Genomic DNA, 16,145 nt, shown 5'->3' on the forward strand with positions numbered 1-16,145 from the left:
GCTGCCGGTGGTGTCGCTGCGGTTTTGTGCAGACTGCAGGGTGATGTCGCGGGCGGCGTCCAGCGTGACGTTCTGAGCCTTGATGCTGCTGCCGATCACCGCCAGGTCGCCGTTTTGGGCGACGCCGTCGGCGCCTTTGCTGCCGTCGCCGGTGGCGGTGATGTGCACGTTGCGGCCAGCGTTGAGCTCGCTGCTGCTGGCGTTGCTGCTGCTGGTCTGGCTTTGGCTCTGGCTGCGCTGGCTGCCCAGCGAGACCGACACGCCGACAAAGGACGGGTCGGCCACCTCGCCGTTGCCGCCGCCCTGCTGCGCGGTTTGTACCGCCTGGTAGCCCGCCAGCCCGGCCTTGACGCTTTGCAGTGCGGCCAAGCGGCTGTTGTTGCTGTTACCTGCAGCCTGGGTGGCGCTGACGGCGGTTTGTGCGGCGTCTACCACGCCACCGCTGAGCGCCACGGTGACGCCGCTTTGCTTGCTGTAGCTGGATGTCTGCTGGGTTTGCGTGTGCTCGGCGTGTTCGATGCGCACGTTTTGTGCGGCCAGCGTGATGTCTTGCCCGGCGATGACGTCGCTGCCTTTGAGCTGCAGGTCTTTGCCGGCCTGTATGGACACATCGCCCTGCACGCTGCCGATAGTGCTGCCCACCGCCCGGGTGGTGGTGACGGTGTTGGCGTTGCCTTGCTGGGCTTTGCCCACGGTAACGCCCAAGCCGCCGCTGCTCATCAGGCCGGATTTTTTCTCGTCGCGGCTGTGGCTGTAGCTATCGCTGGCGGTGGCGCTGGTGATGGCGATGTTGCCGCCGGCTTGCAGGCTAGTGGCCTGGTCGCTGACCACTTGGCTGGCCTGGATGGCCATATTGCTGCCGGCCTGCAGGCTAATGCTGTGGCCGGACACGCTGCTGCTAACGATGTCGGTTTGCTGGCGTTGCTCGCTTTCGTTGGTGGTTTTACGGCTGAAGGTGCCTTTTTTGCTGCTCTGCGTTTGCCAATCCACGCTGCTGGTATTTTCACCGTTCACCAGGCTAAGGTCGCGCCCGGCTTGCAGGGTAACGGCACCTTTGTCGCTGACCAGGTTGGCCGCACGGGCGCTCAGGTCTTGCCCGGCTACCAGGGTAAGGTCGCCGGTGGTACGGATGCTGGTACCAGTTTCGGCGTGCTGGCTGCTGTGCAGGCGGTCGGTGGCGTTCCAGCGTATGTCGCGGCTTTCGCCGCTGCTGACAGTGGCCAGATCAACGTTGCGGCCGGCTTGCAGGTGGGTGCTGCCGCCATCGGCCTGGTTGACGAGCCGGGCACCGGCCAGGGTGAGGTCGCGCCCGGCGCTGGCCAGCAATAGCCCGGTGCCGCCGTCTACGTACAAGCCGGCCACGCGCTCTACGGTGGTTTGCTGCAGGCGGTTACCGCCGCTGCCGTATTGCTGGCTATGGGTAGTGCTGCTAACGGCAATATCGCGCCCGGCGGCCAGCTGCAGGCTGCTGCCGGCGCGTATCTGCCCGCCCAGGTTGTTGATGTCGGTGCGCGCTTGCAGGGCAATGTCTTGCCCTTGCAGCTTGCCACCCAGGTTGTGCAGGTTGTCGGCGCTGATAGTGAGTAATTGGCGGCCGGCAATCTGGCCCTGATTGGTCAGGTTGACATCCAGCTTCAGCTGCAGTTGGTCTGCGGCCAACAGGGCGCCGTCTGCACCCATATCGCCAGGCTTGAGCTTGACGTACACCTGCGGCACCAGCGCGGTTTGCTGGCTGCCATCCGGCAGGGTAACGGTTTGGGCTACCAGCCACACGATATCGCTGGTGAGGCGGGCCATTTGCTCGGGGCTCAGGGCGATACCGGGGCGCAGGCCGTACTGGCTGGCAAAGGTGAGGCCGTTGTCCATCAGCGCGCGGTATTGCGCTTCGTCATTGCTGTAACCCGCCAGGAAGCGGCGGCCGGTGAGCTGGGCGACCTGGTCGCGGATGAGCTTTTGTTCGTAGTAGCCATCGCCCAGGCGTTGCTGCGCGGTGGCGGGGTCGATGGCCATGGCTTGCAGCATGTAGTCGCTGCCCAGCCACTGCCGGTACTGGGTAAAGGCGGGGTCGGTCTGGATAAGGTAGGGGCTGCTGGCAGCGCTGCGGTGGTACAGGCTGCTGCGCGGCAGCGTCACGTTGACACTGCCGGTTTGCACCAGCCCCGGCATGGCGCCAGCTGGCGGGGTAACGCGGATGATACCGTCGCTGCCGCCGCGCACGTTGGCCGCCCCGGCGCCAGGGGCGGCGGGTGTTTGGACATGCGGCGCGTGGCGGCCTTGGTCCAGGTTGCTGACATCGCCACCGTTGATCACCAGCGCCTGGTTGGCAGTAATGCTGGCGGCCACGCTGCCCAGCTCGGTGCGGATGTCGGGTGCCGCGCCCTGGTAGCTGCCGAAACCATAGGTAATGTGGGTATTGCTGAACTGGTGCAGGCGGTACAGCGTGGCGGCGGTGTTCACTACCTTGCTGCTACCCTGCCCTTCGCTGCTGCCATCCACCAGCAGGCTGCCACCGGCAGCGATCTGGCTGTAGCGGTTGTCCAGTAGCTGGCCGGGGGCCAGCTGCATATTGCCACCGGACCGGATAACAGCGGCGGCGCCGGCGTCGGCGGCCAGTACGTCGTCGATGGCGGTGTGGTGGGCGATGCGGGCGGCTTCGTTACCGGGCTCCTGGCTGGGATGGTTCAGACGGTGGACGATGGTACGGGTCGGGTCATCCAGTTGATAAGGCGTTACCAGCTGGACGCAGTTGCTGGTACAGGTACCGTATTGCGGGCTGTACTGCACACCGTCGTACTGATAGGCAAAAGCTGGTGCCCCGCCACCACCGGTAGGCGTCAGCTCGACAAAGGGGTCGTCCCCCCCGGCAAGCTGATCCGGGTTAGCTTGCGCATCTTGCCGCCACAGGTAGTAAATGGTGCGGGTGGTTTCAACCGGCACACTGGTACGCCAGCGCTCGCCTGTAGCGCTCCAGCCCCGACCACGGGCAAAGAAGAAACTGCTGGTTTGCGGGGTAAGTTTGACCACAGCACGCCCCAGCTGCTTGCCATCCGGGGTGATGAAGGTATCGTTGCTGACGATGTCGGCAGGGTTCAGGTACAGGATTTCATAAGCACGGTAGTTGGCCGAGCTACGCAGGTCGTGTCCGTTATGCCCATTACCCTGCCAGCTGGCCACCTGCATGTAGGCGGTGTCGTCGATGCTGTTTTGCTGGGTGATGCTGGTGCGCAGCCGCTCATTACGAATGGTGTCGGCGGCGATGGCTAGATCGCCTTTGGCCTCGATGGTGGCGGACTGGTTGTGTACCAGCTGGGCGCTACCGGTGGCCTGGTGCTGGCTATCCAGCTGGCCGCCAATAGCCAGACTGCCATCGCTGTAGATCAGGCTGTTTTCTGCGTTGATTAACTGCCCCACGCCCAGCTGCAGGTCTTGGCGGGCAGCAATAGTGGCGGCTCGGCTGGCGTCGGACTGGTTGTGCAGGCTGGCGCTGGCCAGGGCGATGCGGTCGCCGTACAGGCGGCCACCCGGCTGGTTGGTGATGGCATCCGGCGCGCTGATGGTCAGCAGCCCGGCGTCGATCAGGCCAGCGTTGTCCACCCGGCTGGCGACGGTGATGGCCAGTGCCTGGGCGCTGATTTCGGCCCCTGCCTGGTTATGCAGCGCTGCCGCCTGCAAGCTGGCCTGTCCACCGGTGCGCAGCGTGCCTGCGTGCGTGAGTGCCCCAGGCGTAGCAATGCGCAGATCACGCCCTGCCTGGGTGCTGCCGGCTAGCGTCAGGCCGGTTTGCAGCTGCAGGGCCAGGTCGCGCCCGGCAGCCAGGGTGCCGCTGCCTGCCAGGCTATCTGCCACCAGCTGCAGGTCTTGCCCGGCTTGCAGTTGGCCGCGGCTGTTGTCTACGCCGGTAGCGGCCAGCTGCAGGCTTCCTCCGCTGGCCAGCGTGCCGTCGTAGTTGTCCAGCTGTGCAGCCAGCCGGATATGGGTATCGCCGGCGCTGCGCAGCTGGCCCTGGGTGTTATCCAGGCTGGCTGCGGCCAACGCCAGCTGGCCGGCCTGCAGGCCATGCGCCGTGCCGCTGGTAAGACGGTTGTCGATATCGCCGGCCTGTACATCCAGACGCTGGCTGCCCAAGAGCAGGCCCTGGCGGTTGTCCAGCGTGCCATTAGCCAGCTGGATGTCCAGCGTGGCCGCCTGCACCTGGCCGCTGCGGTTATCCAGGCTTTGCGCCTGTAGCTGCAGTGCTGTCTGGCCCGCCAGCAGGCCAGCATTGCGCACGCTATCGGCCTGTAGCTGCAGGCTTTGCAGGCTGCCGATGGTACTGCCGGTACCGTTGACCAGCGCGGCGCTACGCATAGTGAGCGGGCCGGCGCTAACGATGCTGGCGCCAGTGTCGTTAGTGAGCGCCTGACCGTGGGTGTCGATACTGAGCGGGCCGCCGGCCTGAATCCGCCCGCCTTGGTTGTGCAGCGCGCCGCCGTACAGCACCACGTCGTCGCCGCTGATGACGGCCTGCTGGTTGTGTACGCCGCTACTTTCCAGCTGTAGGTTGCCCGCCGCCTGGATGCGCCCGCCCGCCAGATTGGCCAGCTCGCCCACTTGCAGCTGTAGCTGGCCGCCAGACAGGATGCCGCGCTGGTGACCGCTATCGGCGTTGTGTAGTGCCTGGCCATGGGTGTCGATAGCCAGTTGCTGGCTGGCCTGAATCAAGCCGCCGCTGTTATCCAGCGCGCCGCTACGGCTGGACAAGGTGTCGGCGACCAACGTGCCGCCACGGTTATCTACGCTGGCGGCCTGCAGCTGTAGCGAGCTGGCCTGCATGCTGCCCAGGCGGTTATCCAGTGCGCCCTCCGATGTCAGCTGCAAAGCGCTGGCGGCCAAGAGTTGGCCGCGCTGGTTGTTCACTGCGGCCAACTGTAGGCTGGCGCTACCCTGCCGGCTGGCCAGCACGCCATCACGGTTATCCAGCTGCGCCGCTTGTACCGTTAGGGCCTGCTCGGCCAGCACGCTGCCGCGCTGGTTATCCAACTGGCCGCTGTGTAGCTTCAGGCTGCCACCGGCACCGACCTTGCCATCCTGATTCATGAAGCCCTGGCTCTGCAGGGTAGCGTCGCCCAGCACTTGCAGCTTGCCCTGCTGGTTGTTGATAGCCGTGGTAGCAATGTTGGCCGCATGGGCACGGATACTGCCCTGGCTGTTGTCGAAGCTGTCACCACGGACTTGCAGTTGGCGCAGTGCCAGTGTGCCGTGGTTCACCAGGCCACCCTGGCTATCCAGATCTACCCCGCCATTGGCCAGGATGCTGCCACGGTTATCGAGCACGCCGCTTACCCGCACGGCGCCATCCGGCAACACTGCCACCGGCGCGGGCTGTACGGTGGTGCTATCGGTCTGGCCACCCAAGGGTAGCGGCAACGCGGCTGCCTGCCCGCCACTGCCCGTGCCGCCCTCGGCTGGCGGGGTAAGGCCGCCGTCTGTGGCTGTGCCCGCAGGCATGGCCCCGATGCTGCCGCTGTTCTGCAACTGACCTGCTTGCAGCGCCAGGCCCTGGCTGCCGCTTTGCCGCAGTTGGCCGCTATTGGCCAGCGCAGCGGTGGTGATAGCCAGCCGCTGGGCGTCAATGGCACCACTGCTGGCGTTATCCACCTGCGCTGTCGTCAGCGTTAACTGGCGGGCAGCGCTGAGAGTGCCCAGGTTGTCCAGCGCCCCGCTGCTGTCTAGCTGTAGATCCTGCGCCGACGACAGCGTGCCGTCGTTACGTACTGACGTGGCTTGCAGCTGCAAGGCCGCCGCTGTGTCGGTACTGGCGATGGTGCCGCTATTGAGCAACTGCCCATCGGCCTGCAACAGCAAGCCGCCACTGCCTGCCACCAGCTTGCCGGCATTGCGCACGCCCAAGCCATGCTCGGTGCCGATCAGCGTGATCTTGCCGGCGTACATGCCGCCCAGCGCGGCCACATCCAGCGCAAAGACGGGTGCCGTGCCACGGTCGGCAAGGGCACCTTGCCGCGTGGTATCTGCCGCGTAGGCGTTACTGCCGGTGCCCACCTGCAGCTGCTGCGCCCAGACACCGGCGTTGGCCTGCACACTGCGCGCCAGAATGGCGGTGTAGTCACTGCTGCTGGTATCCAGCCCTGCGCCGTCGATACGCACCTGCCCGCCGCTCACGCGGTAGCCTTCCAGGCTGCCGCCGTTGAGAACCGGCGTGCCGCTGGTCAGTATGGTGCGGCTGGCATTCAGGAAGGTTGCGCCGCTCACCTGCAGGCCGGCGGGGTTGGCAATGATGACCTCGGCACGTTGCCCGGCTACCTCCAGCGTGCCGCGCAGTAGCGACGGGTTCTGGCTATTGACCTGGTTCACGATAACGCGGGCGCTGCCGGTGGCCAGCCACGGGTTGGATGCTATCCAGCCGCCGCTTTGCGTCTGTACGCTGACGCGGCTGTTATTAAGGATGGTGCCGGCGGTGCCGGTATCAAACTGCCGGTACTGATTAAGTGACACGCCACCGGCAGACGGTGTCTGGATATTGACCTGCACCGCCCCGCTGCTGGTGCTCAGCACCGTGGGGCGCTGGCTGCCCGGTGCAGATGGGTCAGCCACGATTTGCGCCTGCGCCTGCAGCGGCCACAACATGCCCATGGCCAGCAACAGGCAGGCGGCAAAGGGGCGCAGGGCGTGCGCCAGCGGCCTGGCGCTGGCGGCGCGTACTGGCCCGCGTGCCGGGCTACCGTGTGCCGGTGTGGTTTCGGCGACGGCCATCAGCATATGGCGATGGCGATTGAAAACAAGGCGATAGCAATGCTGGTTCATGGTGGCGTTCCTGTGCGGCGGCCTGCTGCTGTGCACCTTTGGCAACACATCACCGGGCCTGGCCGGACTATCGCGGTAAAACGATAGTTATTTAATAGTTTTTGCTAAATCTGTTAATGGAAAAACTAGCAAATACCACCGTAGCAGAACGCATCACGCCATGACAACATCAATATCTTATTGGCATCACAAGCAGAATCAGCCCTAGAGAGTTGGCCGCAGGTAAACGCCAGGCCAGGCATGCCCAGCAAAACACCGGTACGCTGCGCCACCGGGAAGAGTCGCGCGCACGCAAACAGCCCCCGCCTGGCTTTGCCAGAGGGGGGCTGTTGTGAATCAGGGCACCGGCTACGCGGTACCCTGGCTAGCGGGTGTTAACCGACGATCGCGCTGGCGTCCACCACGCCAGCTTCGTGGGCTTGTACGTCGGCGTGGTAGCTGGAGCGCACCATGGCACCGACGGCAGCGTGCTTGAAGCCGATATCGTAAGCCTTGTTCTCGAAGGCCTTGAATAGGTCCGGGTGAACGTAGCGCAGCACCGGCAGGTGGCCGTCGGTAGGCTGCAGATACTGGCCGATGGTGATCATGTCGATATTGTAACGGCGCATATCGGCCATCACTTCGTACACTTCTTCGTCGGTTTCACCCAGGCCGACCATGATGCCGGATTTGGTCGGCACGTCCGGGCACAGCGCCTTGAACTGCTTGAGCAGCTCCAGCGAGTGGATGTAGTCGGCACCCGGGCGGGCCTGCTTGTACAGGCGCGGCGCGGTTTCCAGGTTGTGGTTCATCACGTCCGGCGGGTTTTTGCTGAGGATGTCCAGCGCGACGTCCAGGCGGCCGCGGAAGTCCGGCACCAGCACTTCGATCTGGGTATCGGGCGACAGTTTGCGGATTTCGCTGATGCAGTCGGCAAAGTGCTGGGCACCGCCGTCGCGCAGGTCGTCACGGTCTACCGAGGTGATGACCACATAGCGCAGCTTGAGCGCGGCCACGGTTTCGGCCAGGTGGCGCGGCTCGTTCACGTCCAGCGGGTTCGGGCGGCCGTGGCCTACGTCGCAGAACGGGCAGCGGCGGGTGCAGATGTCACCCATGATCATGAAGGTGGCGGTGCCTTTGCTGAAGCATTCGCCGATGTTCGGGCAGGTGGCTTCTTCACAGACGGTGTGCAGCTTCTGCTCGCGCAGGATTTGCTTGATCTCGTTGAAGCGCTGGCCATTGGGCAGCTTGGCACGAATCCACTCCGGCTTTTTGAGCTTTTCGTCTAGCGGCACGATCTTGATGGGAATGCGTGCGGTCTTGTCGGCGCCTTTGTGTTTTACGCCTGCCTGGTTGTCCAGTTTCATGCTGTCTCCTTCATCACCGTCAGGTTGCGCTCCAGATGGGGCAGCAGTTGTGCGGCGGTTTCTGCCACGGTAAGGGTGGCTCCGTGGTTTTTGAGTTGCGTCACCTTGAGGCCGGCATAGCCGCAAGGGTTAATCCAGCTGAACGGTGTCAGGTCCATGTCCACATTCAGGCTTAGCCCGTGGTACACCGCACCGTTTTTGATTCTTAGCCCCAGCGAAGCGATTTTCTCGCCCGCGACATACACCCCCGGCGCGTTGACGTCGCCGTAGGCGGTAATGCCTAGTTCGGCCAGCAGGTCGATCACCGATTGCTCGATACGACGCACCAGCTCGCGCACGCCAATACCCATGCGCTTGAAATCGATCATCAGGTACACCACCAGCTGGCCGGGGCCGTGGTAGGTGACCTGGCCGCCGCGGTCGCACTTTACCACCTCGATGCTGCTGGGCATGATCAGGTGTTCCGGCTTGCCGGCCAGACCCAGGGTGTATACCGGCGGGTGCTCCAGGCACCACAGCTCGTCTGGCGTGGTGTCGGTACGGGCTTCGGTAAACGCCTGCATGGCGTGCCAGGTGGGCGTGTAGTCAACCTGCCCCAGGTGTTTGACGATGCGGCTCATGTTTTACAGGGCCCACTTCACCAGCGGGTGGCCGGACAGCGCGCGGTAGATGTTGTCCAGCTGCTCTTTCGAGGTAGCGGTCACGGTCACGGTCAGCGACACGTATTTGCCACTGGAACTATCACGCGACACGATATGCGCCAGCTCCAGGTCTGGCGCGTGCAGGCGCACTACTTCGAAGATGGTCGGTAAGAAGGCGTCGGTGCGCTCGCCCATTACCTTGATGGGGAAGCGTGCCGGGAATTCCAGCAGGTCTTTGATATCGCTTGTCGGGTTGCTCATATGCACATCCTGAATACAAAAAGGGTTGGCCGCATACATGCGGCCAACCATTCAAATTACCAGCCCAGCCACAGCTTGATGCTATCCCACAGGCGGCTGAAGAAACCGCCCTCTTCCACTGCCTGCAGCGCAACGACAGGGCGCTCCAGCACCACTTTGCCTGCCAGGCTCACGGTCAGCTTGCCAACTGTCTGGCCGGCGGCTACCGGGGCAATCATGGGCTGCGTGGTGGTCAGGTCGGCTTTCAGCTGGCTGGCCTGGCCTTTGGGCACGGTGATGTAGACATCACTGGCAAAACCTACCGGCAGCTTGCTGCTGTCACCTTTATAAACGGCAACTTCCGATACCGGCTTTTTGGCGTCGTACAGTTTGGGCGTTTCAAAGAACTGCAGTGCGTAATTCAGCAGCTTGGAGCTTTCTACCGCACGGGCTTCTTCGCTGGCTGTGCCCACTACAACCGATACCACACGGCGGCCATCGCGCTTGCTGGAAGCAATCAGGTTGTAGCCGGCGCTGGCAGTGTGGCCGGTTTTCATGCCGTCTACGTTCGGGTCGCGGTACAGCAGCAGGTTGCGGTTTGGCTGGGTGATGTTGTTATAGCTGAACGACTTCATCGAGTAGATAGGGTAAAACTCGGGGAAGTCATGAATGATGGCGGTAGACAGCGTGGCCAGGTCGCGCGTGGTGGTGTAGTGCTCGGGGTGCGGCAGGCCAGTAGAGTTCTTGAAGCTGGTAGCACTCATGCCCAGGCGCTTGGCCTCGGTCGTCATCATCTGCGCAAACACTTCTTCGCTACCGGCAATGGCTTCGGCCAGCGTGACGCAGGCGTCGTTACCGGACTGCACAATCATGCCTTTGATGAGGTTGTCCACCGACACCGGCACTTTCGGGTCGAGGAACATGCGCGAGCCTTCCTGCTTCCAGCCCACCTGGGACACGGTCAGCATCTGGTCCAGCGTCAGGCGTTTTTCCTTCAATGCCTTGAAGGTGAGATACGCCGTCATCAGCTTGGTCAGCGACGCAGGCTCGATGCGGGTATCCGGGTCACGGGCGGCAACGACCTGCCCGCTGTAGAAATCGGTAATGAAGTAAGCCTTGCCGGCGATTTCCGGTACAGGCGGCACAAACGGTGTGGTGGCGTGTGCAAGGGTGGACAGCGACAAGGCTGCCGTCAGCAAAAGCGAGGTAGTTTTTTTCATTGAAACAATAGACGGTGGGTTTGTCGCAAAACAGCCGGGCATTATACACGCCGGGCCAACGGAGGTTGCGCAGCGGGATACAAAATATTGCCCGCACTGCACCGGCGCTAGCGGGTACAGGCCCGCCGCGCAAAGCCTTTTATACCCTTCGCAGCTCGCTTAGTTCCTGTTAATCTGCCCCGTCAGGGACAAAAAAATTACTCGGAATATATCGCCATGCCACACCCCAAGGACTATCTGGAGCGCATCCTCACCTCCAACGTCTACGACGTTGCCATCGAAAGCCCGCTGGAGCTGGCCACCAACCTAAGCCGCCGTACCGGCAATACCATTTTGCTGAAGCGCGAAGACCTGCAGCCGGTGTTCTCGTTCAAGCTGCGCGGCGCTTACAACAAAATGTCCAAACTTACCGCCGAGCAGCGCGCGCGCGGCGTGATCACCGCCAGCGCCGGCAACCACGCCCAGGGCGTGGCACTGTCGGCCAGCAAGCTGGGCCTGGAAGCCACCATCGTGATGCCCGCCACCACCCCGGCCATCAAGATCGACGGCGTGACCCGCCGTGGCGGCAAGGTAGTACTGGCCGGCGAATCGTTCAGCGATGCCTTCCAGCACGCCATGACGCTGGTGGAAGAAACCGGCAAGACCTACATCCCGCCGTTTGACGACCCGGACGTAATCGCCGGCCAGGGCACCATCGGCATGGAAATCCTGCGCCAGCACCCGGGCGACATCGAAGCAGTATTCGTTGCCATCGGCGGTGGCGGCCTGGCCGCTGGCGTGGCCAGCTACATCAAACGCCTGAAACCGCAAATCAAGATCATCGGCGTGCAGCCGGTGGATTCCAGCGCCATGAAGCAGTCCATCGACGCCGGCTACCGCGTAGAGCTGAAAGACGTGGGCCTGTTTGCCGATGGCGTGGCGGTGAAGCTGGTGGGCGAAGAAACCTTCCGCATCTGCCGCGAGCTGCTGGATGAAATCATGCTGGTGGATACCGACGCCATCTGTGCGGCGATCAAGGACATTTTCGAGGACACCCGCTCCATTACCGAACCGGCCGGCGCACTGGCCGTGGCGGCAGCCAAAGCTTATGTAGAGCGCGAAGGCTGCAGCGGCAAAACGCTGGTAGCCATTAACTGCGGCGCCAACATGAACTTTGACCGCCTGCGCCACGTGTCCGAGCGCTCCGAGCTGGGCGAGCGCCGCGAGGCGGTGATTGCCGTGACCATCCCCGAAAAACCGGGCAGCTTTAAAAAGTTCTGCAGCGTGATTGGCAACCGCAACATCACCGAATTCAACTACCGCTTTGCCGACCCCGGCACCGCGCATGTATTTGTGGGCGTGCAGATTACCGGCCGCGAGGACGTTGGCCGCATCGTGGCCGACCTGCAAGCCAACGGGCTGGACGGCCTGGACCTGACCGACAACGAGCTGGCCAAGCTGCATATCCGTCACCTGGTAGGCGGCCATGCACCACAGCTCAAAGACGAACGCGTGCTGCGCTTCGAGTTCCCCGAGCGCCCGGGCGCGCTGATGCGCTTCCTGGAAGCCATGCAGACTGGCTGGAACATCAGCCTGTTCCACTACCGCAACCACGGCGCCGACTACGGCCGCGTGCTGATCGGCATCCAGGTGCCGCACGAAGACAACGCCGCGTTCCAGACTTTCCTGGCGCAGCTGGGCTACCCGTATGTAGAAGAAACCGACAACCCGGCCTACAAGCTGTTCCTCGGCAAGACAGTACGCTGAGGCTCACGTAAACTTGCGGCCAACCTTTCATTAAAAAGGTTGGCCGCATTTCTTTGGAGAACGCTTGCATGATCAAGGCAGTACTGTTTGACCTGGACGGCACCCTGGCCGACACCGCCCGCGACCTGGGCGCCGCCCTTAACCGCCTGCTGGCCGAAGAAAACGTGCCGCCACAGCCCTACGAAGCGGTGCGCCCCATCGCCAGCCACGGCGCGCGCGGCCTGGTGAGCCTGGGCTTTGGCATAGACAAGACCCACCCGCGTTTCGAGGAATACCGTCTGCGCTTTCTGGAACAATACGACCACGACTTCTCCAGCCACACTACGCTGTTTGACGGCATCAACGAGCTGATCCTGGCGCTGGAGGCACGCGGCCTGAAGTGGGGCATCATCACCAACAAACCCATGCGCTTTACCGACCGCCTGGTACCGGTACTACCGTTTGCCACCCCGCCAGCCGTAGTGGTAAGCGGCGACACCGTAGGCGTGGCCAAGCCGGACCCGGCCCCCATGCTGCACGCCTGCCAGCTGATCGACACCGACCCGCGCCACTGCCTGTACGTGGGCGATGCCGAGCGCGACATTCAGGCCGGTCGTGCCGTGGGCATGAAAACCGTACTGGTGAAGTGGGGCTATATTGCTGACAGCGACGACACCGCCAGCTGGCAAGCCGACATCACCATCAACCAGCCAGCCGAGCTGCTGGCTCACCTGTAAGCAAGGCATGGCGCGGCTCGCACGCCGCCACCCGCAGCACGCCATGCCAGCCGGTGCTTTTACTGCACGGTACAGTTAAAAGTTTTACAATTGTCATTTTATAATTGCTGCGAATCAATTTTGGCCACCCGCCACCGCCCGCCATGCACGCCAAACGCCTGATAGCCCTAACACTCTGCCTAGCCGGCACCAGCCATGCAGATGGCAACGACTGGCAATACACCGTCAAACCCGGCGATACGCTGTGGAGCATTGCCCGTGCACATTTGGGCAGCCTGGCGCATGCCCCCGCACTGCAAAAGCTGAACGCCATACGCAACCCGTACGCACTCAAGCCGGACACCACGCTGCGCATCCCGCTGCAGCTGATGCGCCAGCACGGCGCCAGCGCCACCGTCACCGACCTGGTCGGCGAGGCCACGCTGGACGGCCAGGCACTGGATGCCGGCAGGCGCTATCCGCTGGAGGCAGGCAAGATTATCCGCACCGGCCCCAACAGTGCGCTGAAGCTGCTGATGGAAGAAGGCAGCCTGGTGAGCATTGGCCCCAATGCCCGCTTCGTTATCAAAGAAGCCACGCACTTCCCCAGCACCGGCGCCAGCACCACCTGGCTCAGCATAGAAAGCGGCAGCCTGGACAATAGCGTGGTGAAAAACCCGCTCATGCAAAACCGGCATACCATCCAGACACCCAGCGCCATCACCGCCGTACGTGGCACCGGGTTTCGTGTGAACGTGGCCGACAGCGACAGCTCGGCCACCGAAGTGGTAGAAGGCCAGGTAGAAGTCAGCGGCCACAGCGGCAGCCAGGCCGTAGCGGCAGGCTTCGGCAGTGTAACCCGCCGTGGCGAAGCGCCCAGCGGCAGCATCAAGCTACCCGCCGCCCCCGATCTGAGCCCGCTGCCGGCCGTGCAGGCTTTTTCGCCCGCCATATTGCAATGGGTGCCTGCCGAAGGCATGGCCGCCTACCAGGTTAACCTGATGCGCACCCAGCCAAGCCGCCGCATGGTGGATGACAAGCTGCTGAAAGCCGCACAGTGGCACCCCGCTCTGGAAAACGGCCAATACCAGCTTACCGTGCGCAGCCAGCTGCCCAACGGGCTGCAGGGCTACCCGGCAAAGCAAGACTTTGTCGTACACGCTCACCCCACCCCGCCACTGGTGATGAGCCCGGCAGACGGCAGCCGCCTGGCGGGCCGCCAGGTCAGCTTCCGTTTCAGTGGAGACACCGGCACACGCTACCGCGTAGCGCTGTCGCGCCGGCCAGACATGCAGCCGCTGGCTGCCAGCTGGGATATCAGCCAGCCCGACACCACCCGCCAGCTGGAAGACGGTGGCCAGTGGTACTGGCAGGTAGCCCGCCTGGACAAACAAGGCAAGCCCGGCCCCTACAGCCAGACCTACAGCCTGCAAGCCGATGCCGGCCTGTGGCGCGCCACCTACCAGCGCGGCATGCAGCTAAGCGGCCGCCCCTACCCGCTGGCCAATGCGCGCTACCAGCTCACACTGCAACTACTGGGGCGCGACAGCCAGGCCTTTGTCTACAGCAACGATAAGCCCGCATGGCAAGACAGCGAGCGCCTGTATAGCGGCCGCTACCGGGTAAGCTATAAAGTCAGCACGCCGGATGGCTACCAGGCCACCGAACTGGAAGACATCCTGCAGGTCGACTAACCATGCCCACCCCCACATCACGTACCCTGCCTGGCATCCTGCTGCCACTCGCCGCCGTCTGGCTAGGCATGGCCCCCTCGACGCTGGACTACCGCGCACAGGACCTGATCAATCAGACCCTGGCGCCGGACGCCAGCGAACAGATCGTGATCGTGGCCATTGATGAAAAAAGCCTGGCCCAGCTGGGGCGTTGGCCCTGGCCACGCGAGCTGGTTGCCGAAGCCATCAGCAAGCTGGGCCACGCCAGGGCGGTAGGGCTCAACCTGCTGCTGGCCGAGCATTCCGAACACCCTGAATCCGACCAGGCACTGGCACGCGCCATTGCGCAAAATGGCAAAGTCTACCTGCCCGCCTTCCCCGAGCCCGATGGCAACACCCTGCGGCCAACCTTGCCCTTGCCCATGCTGGCGCACGCGGCTCGCGGTGTCGGCATCAGCGACTTCCCGGCCCAGAGCAATGGCGAAATCCGCCTCACCTACCTGGCGAGCGGGCCCGGCGATACGCGGCTGCCCTCGTTTGCCGCCCTGGTGGCCGGCAGCCCGGTTGCCGCCACCACCGGCACCGGGCAAGGCGACTGGGGCCGCAGCCAGCCACGCTTGCTGCCCTACCTGGCCAGCGACACGGCCTTTACCACGCTATCCATGGCAGAGCTGCTGTCGTCCAGCCACCCAGATCCACGCCTGCAAGACAAAACCGTGTTTATCGGCGTAACTGCCGCGGGCAGCGGCGACGAGCACTTCACCGCCATCCAGCGTAGCCAGCCCAAAACCAGCGGCGTCTTCATCAACGCCGCCCTGGCGCAAGGCCTGCAGCAAAACCGGCTGGCCAGCCCTTTACCACCCGCCTGGCGGGCCGGCCTGCTACTCGGGCTGGCGCTAGGCTGGCAGCTACTGGCCAGCCGCCGCAAAAGCCAGCACCCCATCCGCCAGGCCGCCCTGTTTGTTGGCGCCATGCTGTTGGGCGACACCCTGCTTTACCAGCTGCTGCACATCGAGCTGGGCACTGCCACACTGGGCCTGCTGATCTTGCTGGCCGCCACCAGCAACTTCTTCCTGCTGCAAAGCCACTTCAAAAAGCTGGCGTTTACCGACAAGCTTACCGGCCTGGCCAACCGCCACCACTTTGACGAGCGCATTGTGATGGCACTGCAGCACAGCCAGCTGGAGCAGCAAGCACTGGCACTGCTGATTCTGGATGTAGACCACTTCAAGCGCTACAACGACCACTACGGCCACGCCGCCGGCGACGACATCCTGCGCCAGATCGCCCAGGTTATCGCCAGCATGGTGCGCAACCCGCAAGACACCGTGGCCCGGATTGGCGGTGAAGAATTTGCCCTATTGCTACCCAATACCTCGCAAAAACAAGCCGAGGCCATGGCCAACGAGCTGCGTTTTCGCCTGCTGGGCCGCCAGATCCCCCACCACAGCAGCCCGCTAGGCCGCGTCAGCTGCAGTATCGGCATCTATGCCGGCACACCCGAGCCGGATGCCACTGTACGCAGCATCTTCGAACAGGCCGACCAGGCCCTGTACCAGGCCAAACGCAATGGTCGCGACCAAGCCTGCGTAGCCGACGGCCTGCTGGCCACCCGCGTTTAGGGCCTGTTAACACTATTGCTTGCCAAGGCGCAGGCTCGAGAAGTTTTCCAATGTCAGGCGGAGGAGAATGCGCCGGGTGGCGACCCACGCAAGCCTGACAAGCACCGCCACATTCAAATTAGCCTTAACAAGCCCTCACCCACCCAACCACTGCTTGCGGC

Annotated in this window: 9 protein-coding genes; 4 read left to right on the forward strand and 5 right to left on the reverse strand. The window is 63.5% G+C overall.

The window, feature by feature from the left end:
* The 5 genes from ACZ9XP_RS16535 to ACZ9XP_RS16555 form a co-directional block, all read right to left on the reverse strand.
* Window positions 1–6,801: two-partner secretion domain-containing protein (locus ACZ9XP_RS16535; protein ID WP_465188805.1), on the reverse strand; the 6,801-nt coding region annotated here is incomplete at its 3' end.
* Window positions 6,802–7,175: 374 nt separating this feature from the next.
* Window positions 7,176–8,147: a lipoyl synthase gene (gene lipA, locus ACZ9XP_RS16540; protein ID WP_147687997.1), complete on the reverse strand. Its 972-nt coding sequence runs from the start codon at window positions 8,145–8,147 to the stop codon at window positions 7,176–7,178.
* Window positions 8,144–8,767, reverse strand: coding sequence for a lipoyl(octanoyl) transferase LipB (gene lipB / locus ACZ9XP_RS16545; RefSeq protein WP_147687996.1), 624 nt, complete (start codon window positions 8,765–8,767; stop codon window positions 8,144–8,146). The genes lipA and lipB overlap by 4 nt, the downstream gene beginning before the upstream one ends.
* 3 nt (window positions 8,768–8,770) lie before the next feature.
* Window positions 8,771–9,049: an HP0495 family protein gene (locus tag ACZ9XP_RS16550; protein WP_026107877.1), complete on the reverse strand. Its 279-nt coding sequence runs from the start codon at window positions 9,047–9,049 to the stop codon at window positions 8,771–8,773.
* A gap of 56 nt (window positions 9,050–9,105) precedes the next feature.
* Window positions 9,106–10,248: a D-alanyl-D-alanine carboxypeptidase family protein gene (locus tag ACZ9XP_RS16555; protein WP_147687995.1), complete on the reverse strand. Its 1,143-nt coding sequence runs from the start codon at window positions 10,246–10,248 to the stop codon at window positions 9,106–9,108.
* Between the two features lie 216 nt (window positions 10,249–10,464).
* Between ACZ9XP_RS16555 and ilvA the strand changes: the two genes are divergently transcribed.
* The 4 genes from ilvA (at window position 10,465) to ACZ9XP_RS16575 (ending at window position 15,984) form a co-directional block, all read left to right on the forward strand.
* Entirely contained in the window at window positions 10,465–11,994 is a 1,530-nt protein-coding gene (ilvA, locus tag ACZ9XP_RS16560; protein WP_147687994.1) for a threonine ammonia-lyase, biosynthetic, read from the forward strand.
* Between the two features lie 68 nt (window positions 11,995–12,062).
* Window positions 12,063–12,710 (forward strand): HAD-IA family hydrolase, encoded by a 648-nt coding sequence (locus tag ACZ9XP_RS16565; protein WP_147687993.1) that lies wholly within the window; start codon window positions 12,063–12,065, stop codon window positions 12,708–12,710.
* A 104-nt stretch (window positions 12,711–12,814) separates the two neighbouring features.
* Complete coding sequence (locus ACZ9XP_RS16570; protein WP_465188806.1) at window positions 12,815–14,383, forward strand: FecR family protein; 1,569 nt, start codon at window positions 12,815–12,817, stop codon at window positions 14,381–14,383.
* A gap of 2 nt (window positions 14,384–14,385) precedes the next feature.
* Window positions 14,386–15,984 (forward strand): diguanylate cyclase domain-containing protein, encoded by a 1,599-nt coding sequence (locus tag ACZ9XP_RS16575; RefSeq protein WP_147687991.1) that lies wholly within the window; start codon window positions 14,386–14,388, stop codon window positions 15,982–15,984.
* The last annotated feature ends 161 nt before the right edge of the window (window positions 15,985–16,145 follow it).

The sequence above is a fragment of the Vogesella perlucida genome (genome assembly GCF_979366545.1).

What these genes read in the sequence shown, in the direction of transcription:
- ACZ9XP_RS16575 (WP_147687991.1), top strand. Translation starts at nt 14,386, where the DNA reads ATGCCCACCCCCACATCACGTACCCTGCCTGGCATCCTGCTGCCACTC.
- ilvA (WP_147687994.1), top strand. Translation starts at nt 10,465, where the DNA reads ATGCCACACCCCAAGGACTATCTGGAGCGCATCCTCACCTCCAACGTC.
- ACZ9XP_RS16555 (WP_147687995.1), bottom strand. Translation starts at nt 10,248, where the DNA reads ATGAAAAAAACTACCTCGCTTTTGCTGACGGCAGCCTTGTCGCTGTCC.
- ACZ9XP_RS16550 (WP_026107877.1), bottom strand. Translation starts at nt 9,049, where the DNA reads ATGAGCAACCCGACAAGCGATATCAAAGACCTGCTGGAATTCCCGGCA.
- lipB (WP_147687996.1), bottom strand. Translation starts at nt 8,767, where the DNA reads ATGAGCCGCATCGTCAAACACCTGGGGCAGGTTGACTACACGCCCACC.
- lipA (WP_147687997.1), bottom strand. Translation starts at nt 8,147, where the DNA reads ATGAAACTGGACAACCAGGCAGGCGTAAAACACAAAGGCGCCGACAAG.
- ACZ9XP_RS16565 (WP_147687993.1), top strand. Translation starts at nt 12,063, where the DNA reads ATGATCAAGGCAGTACTGTTTGACCTGGACGGCACCCTGGCCGACACC.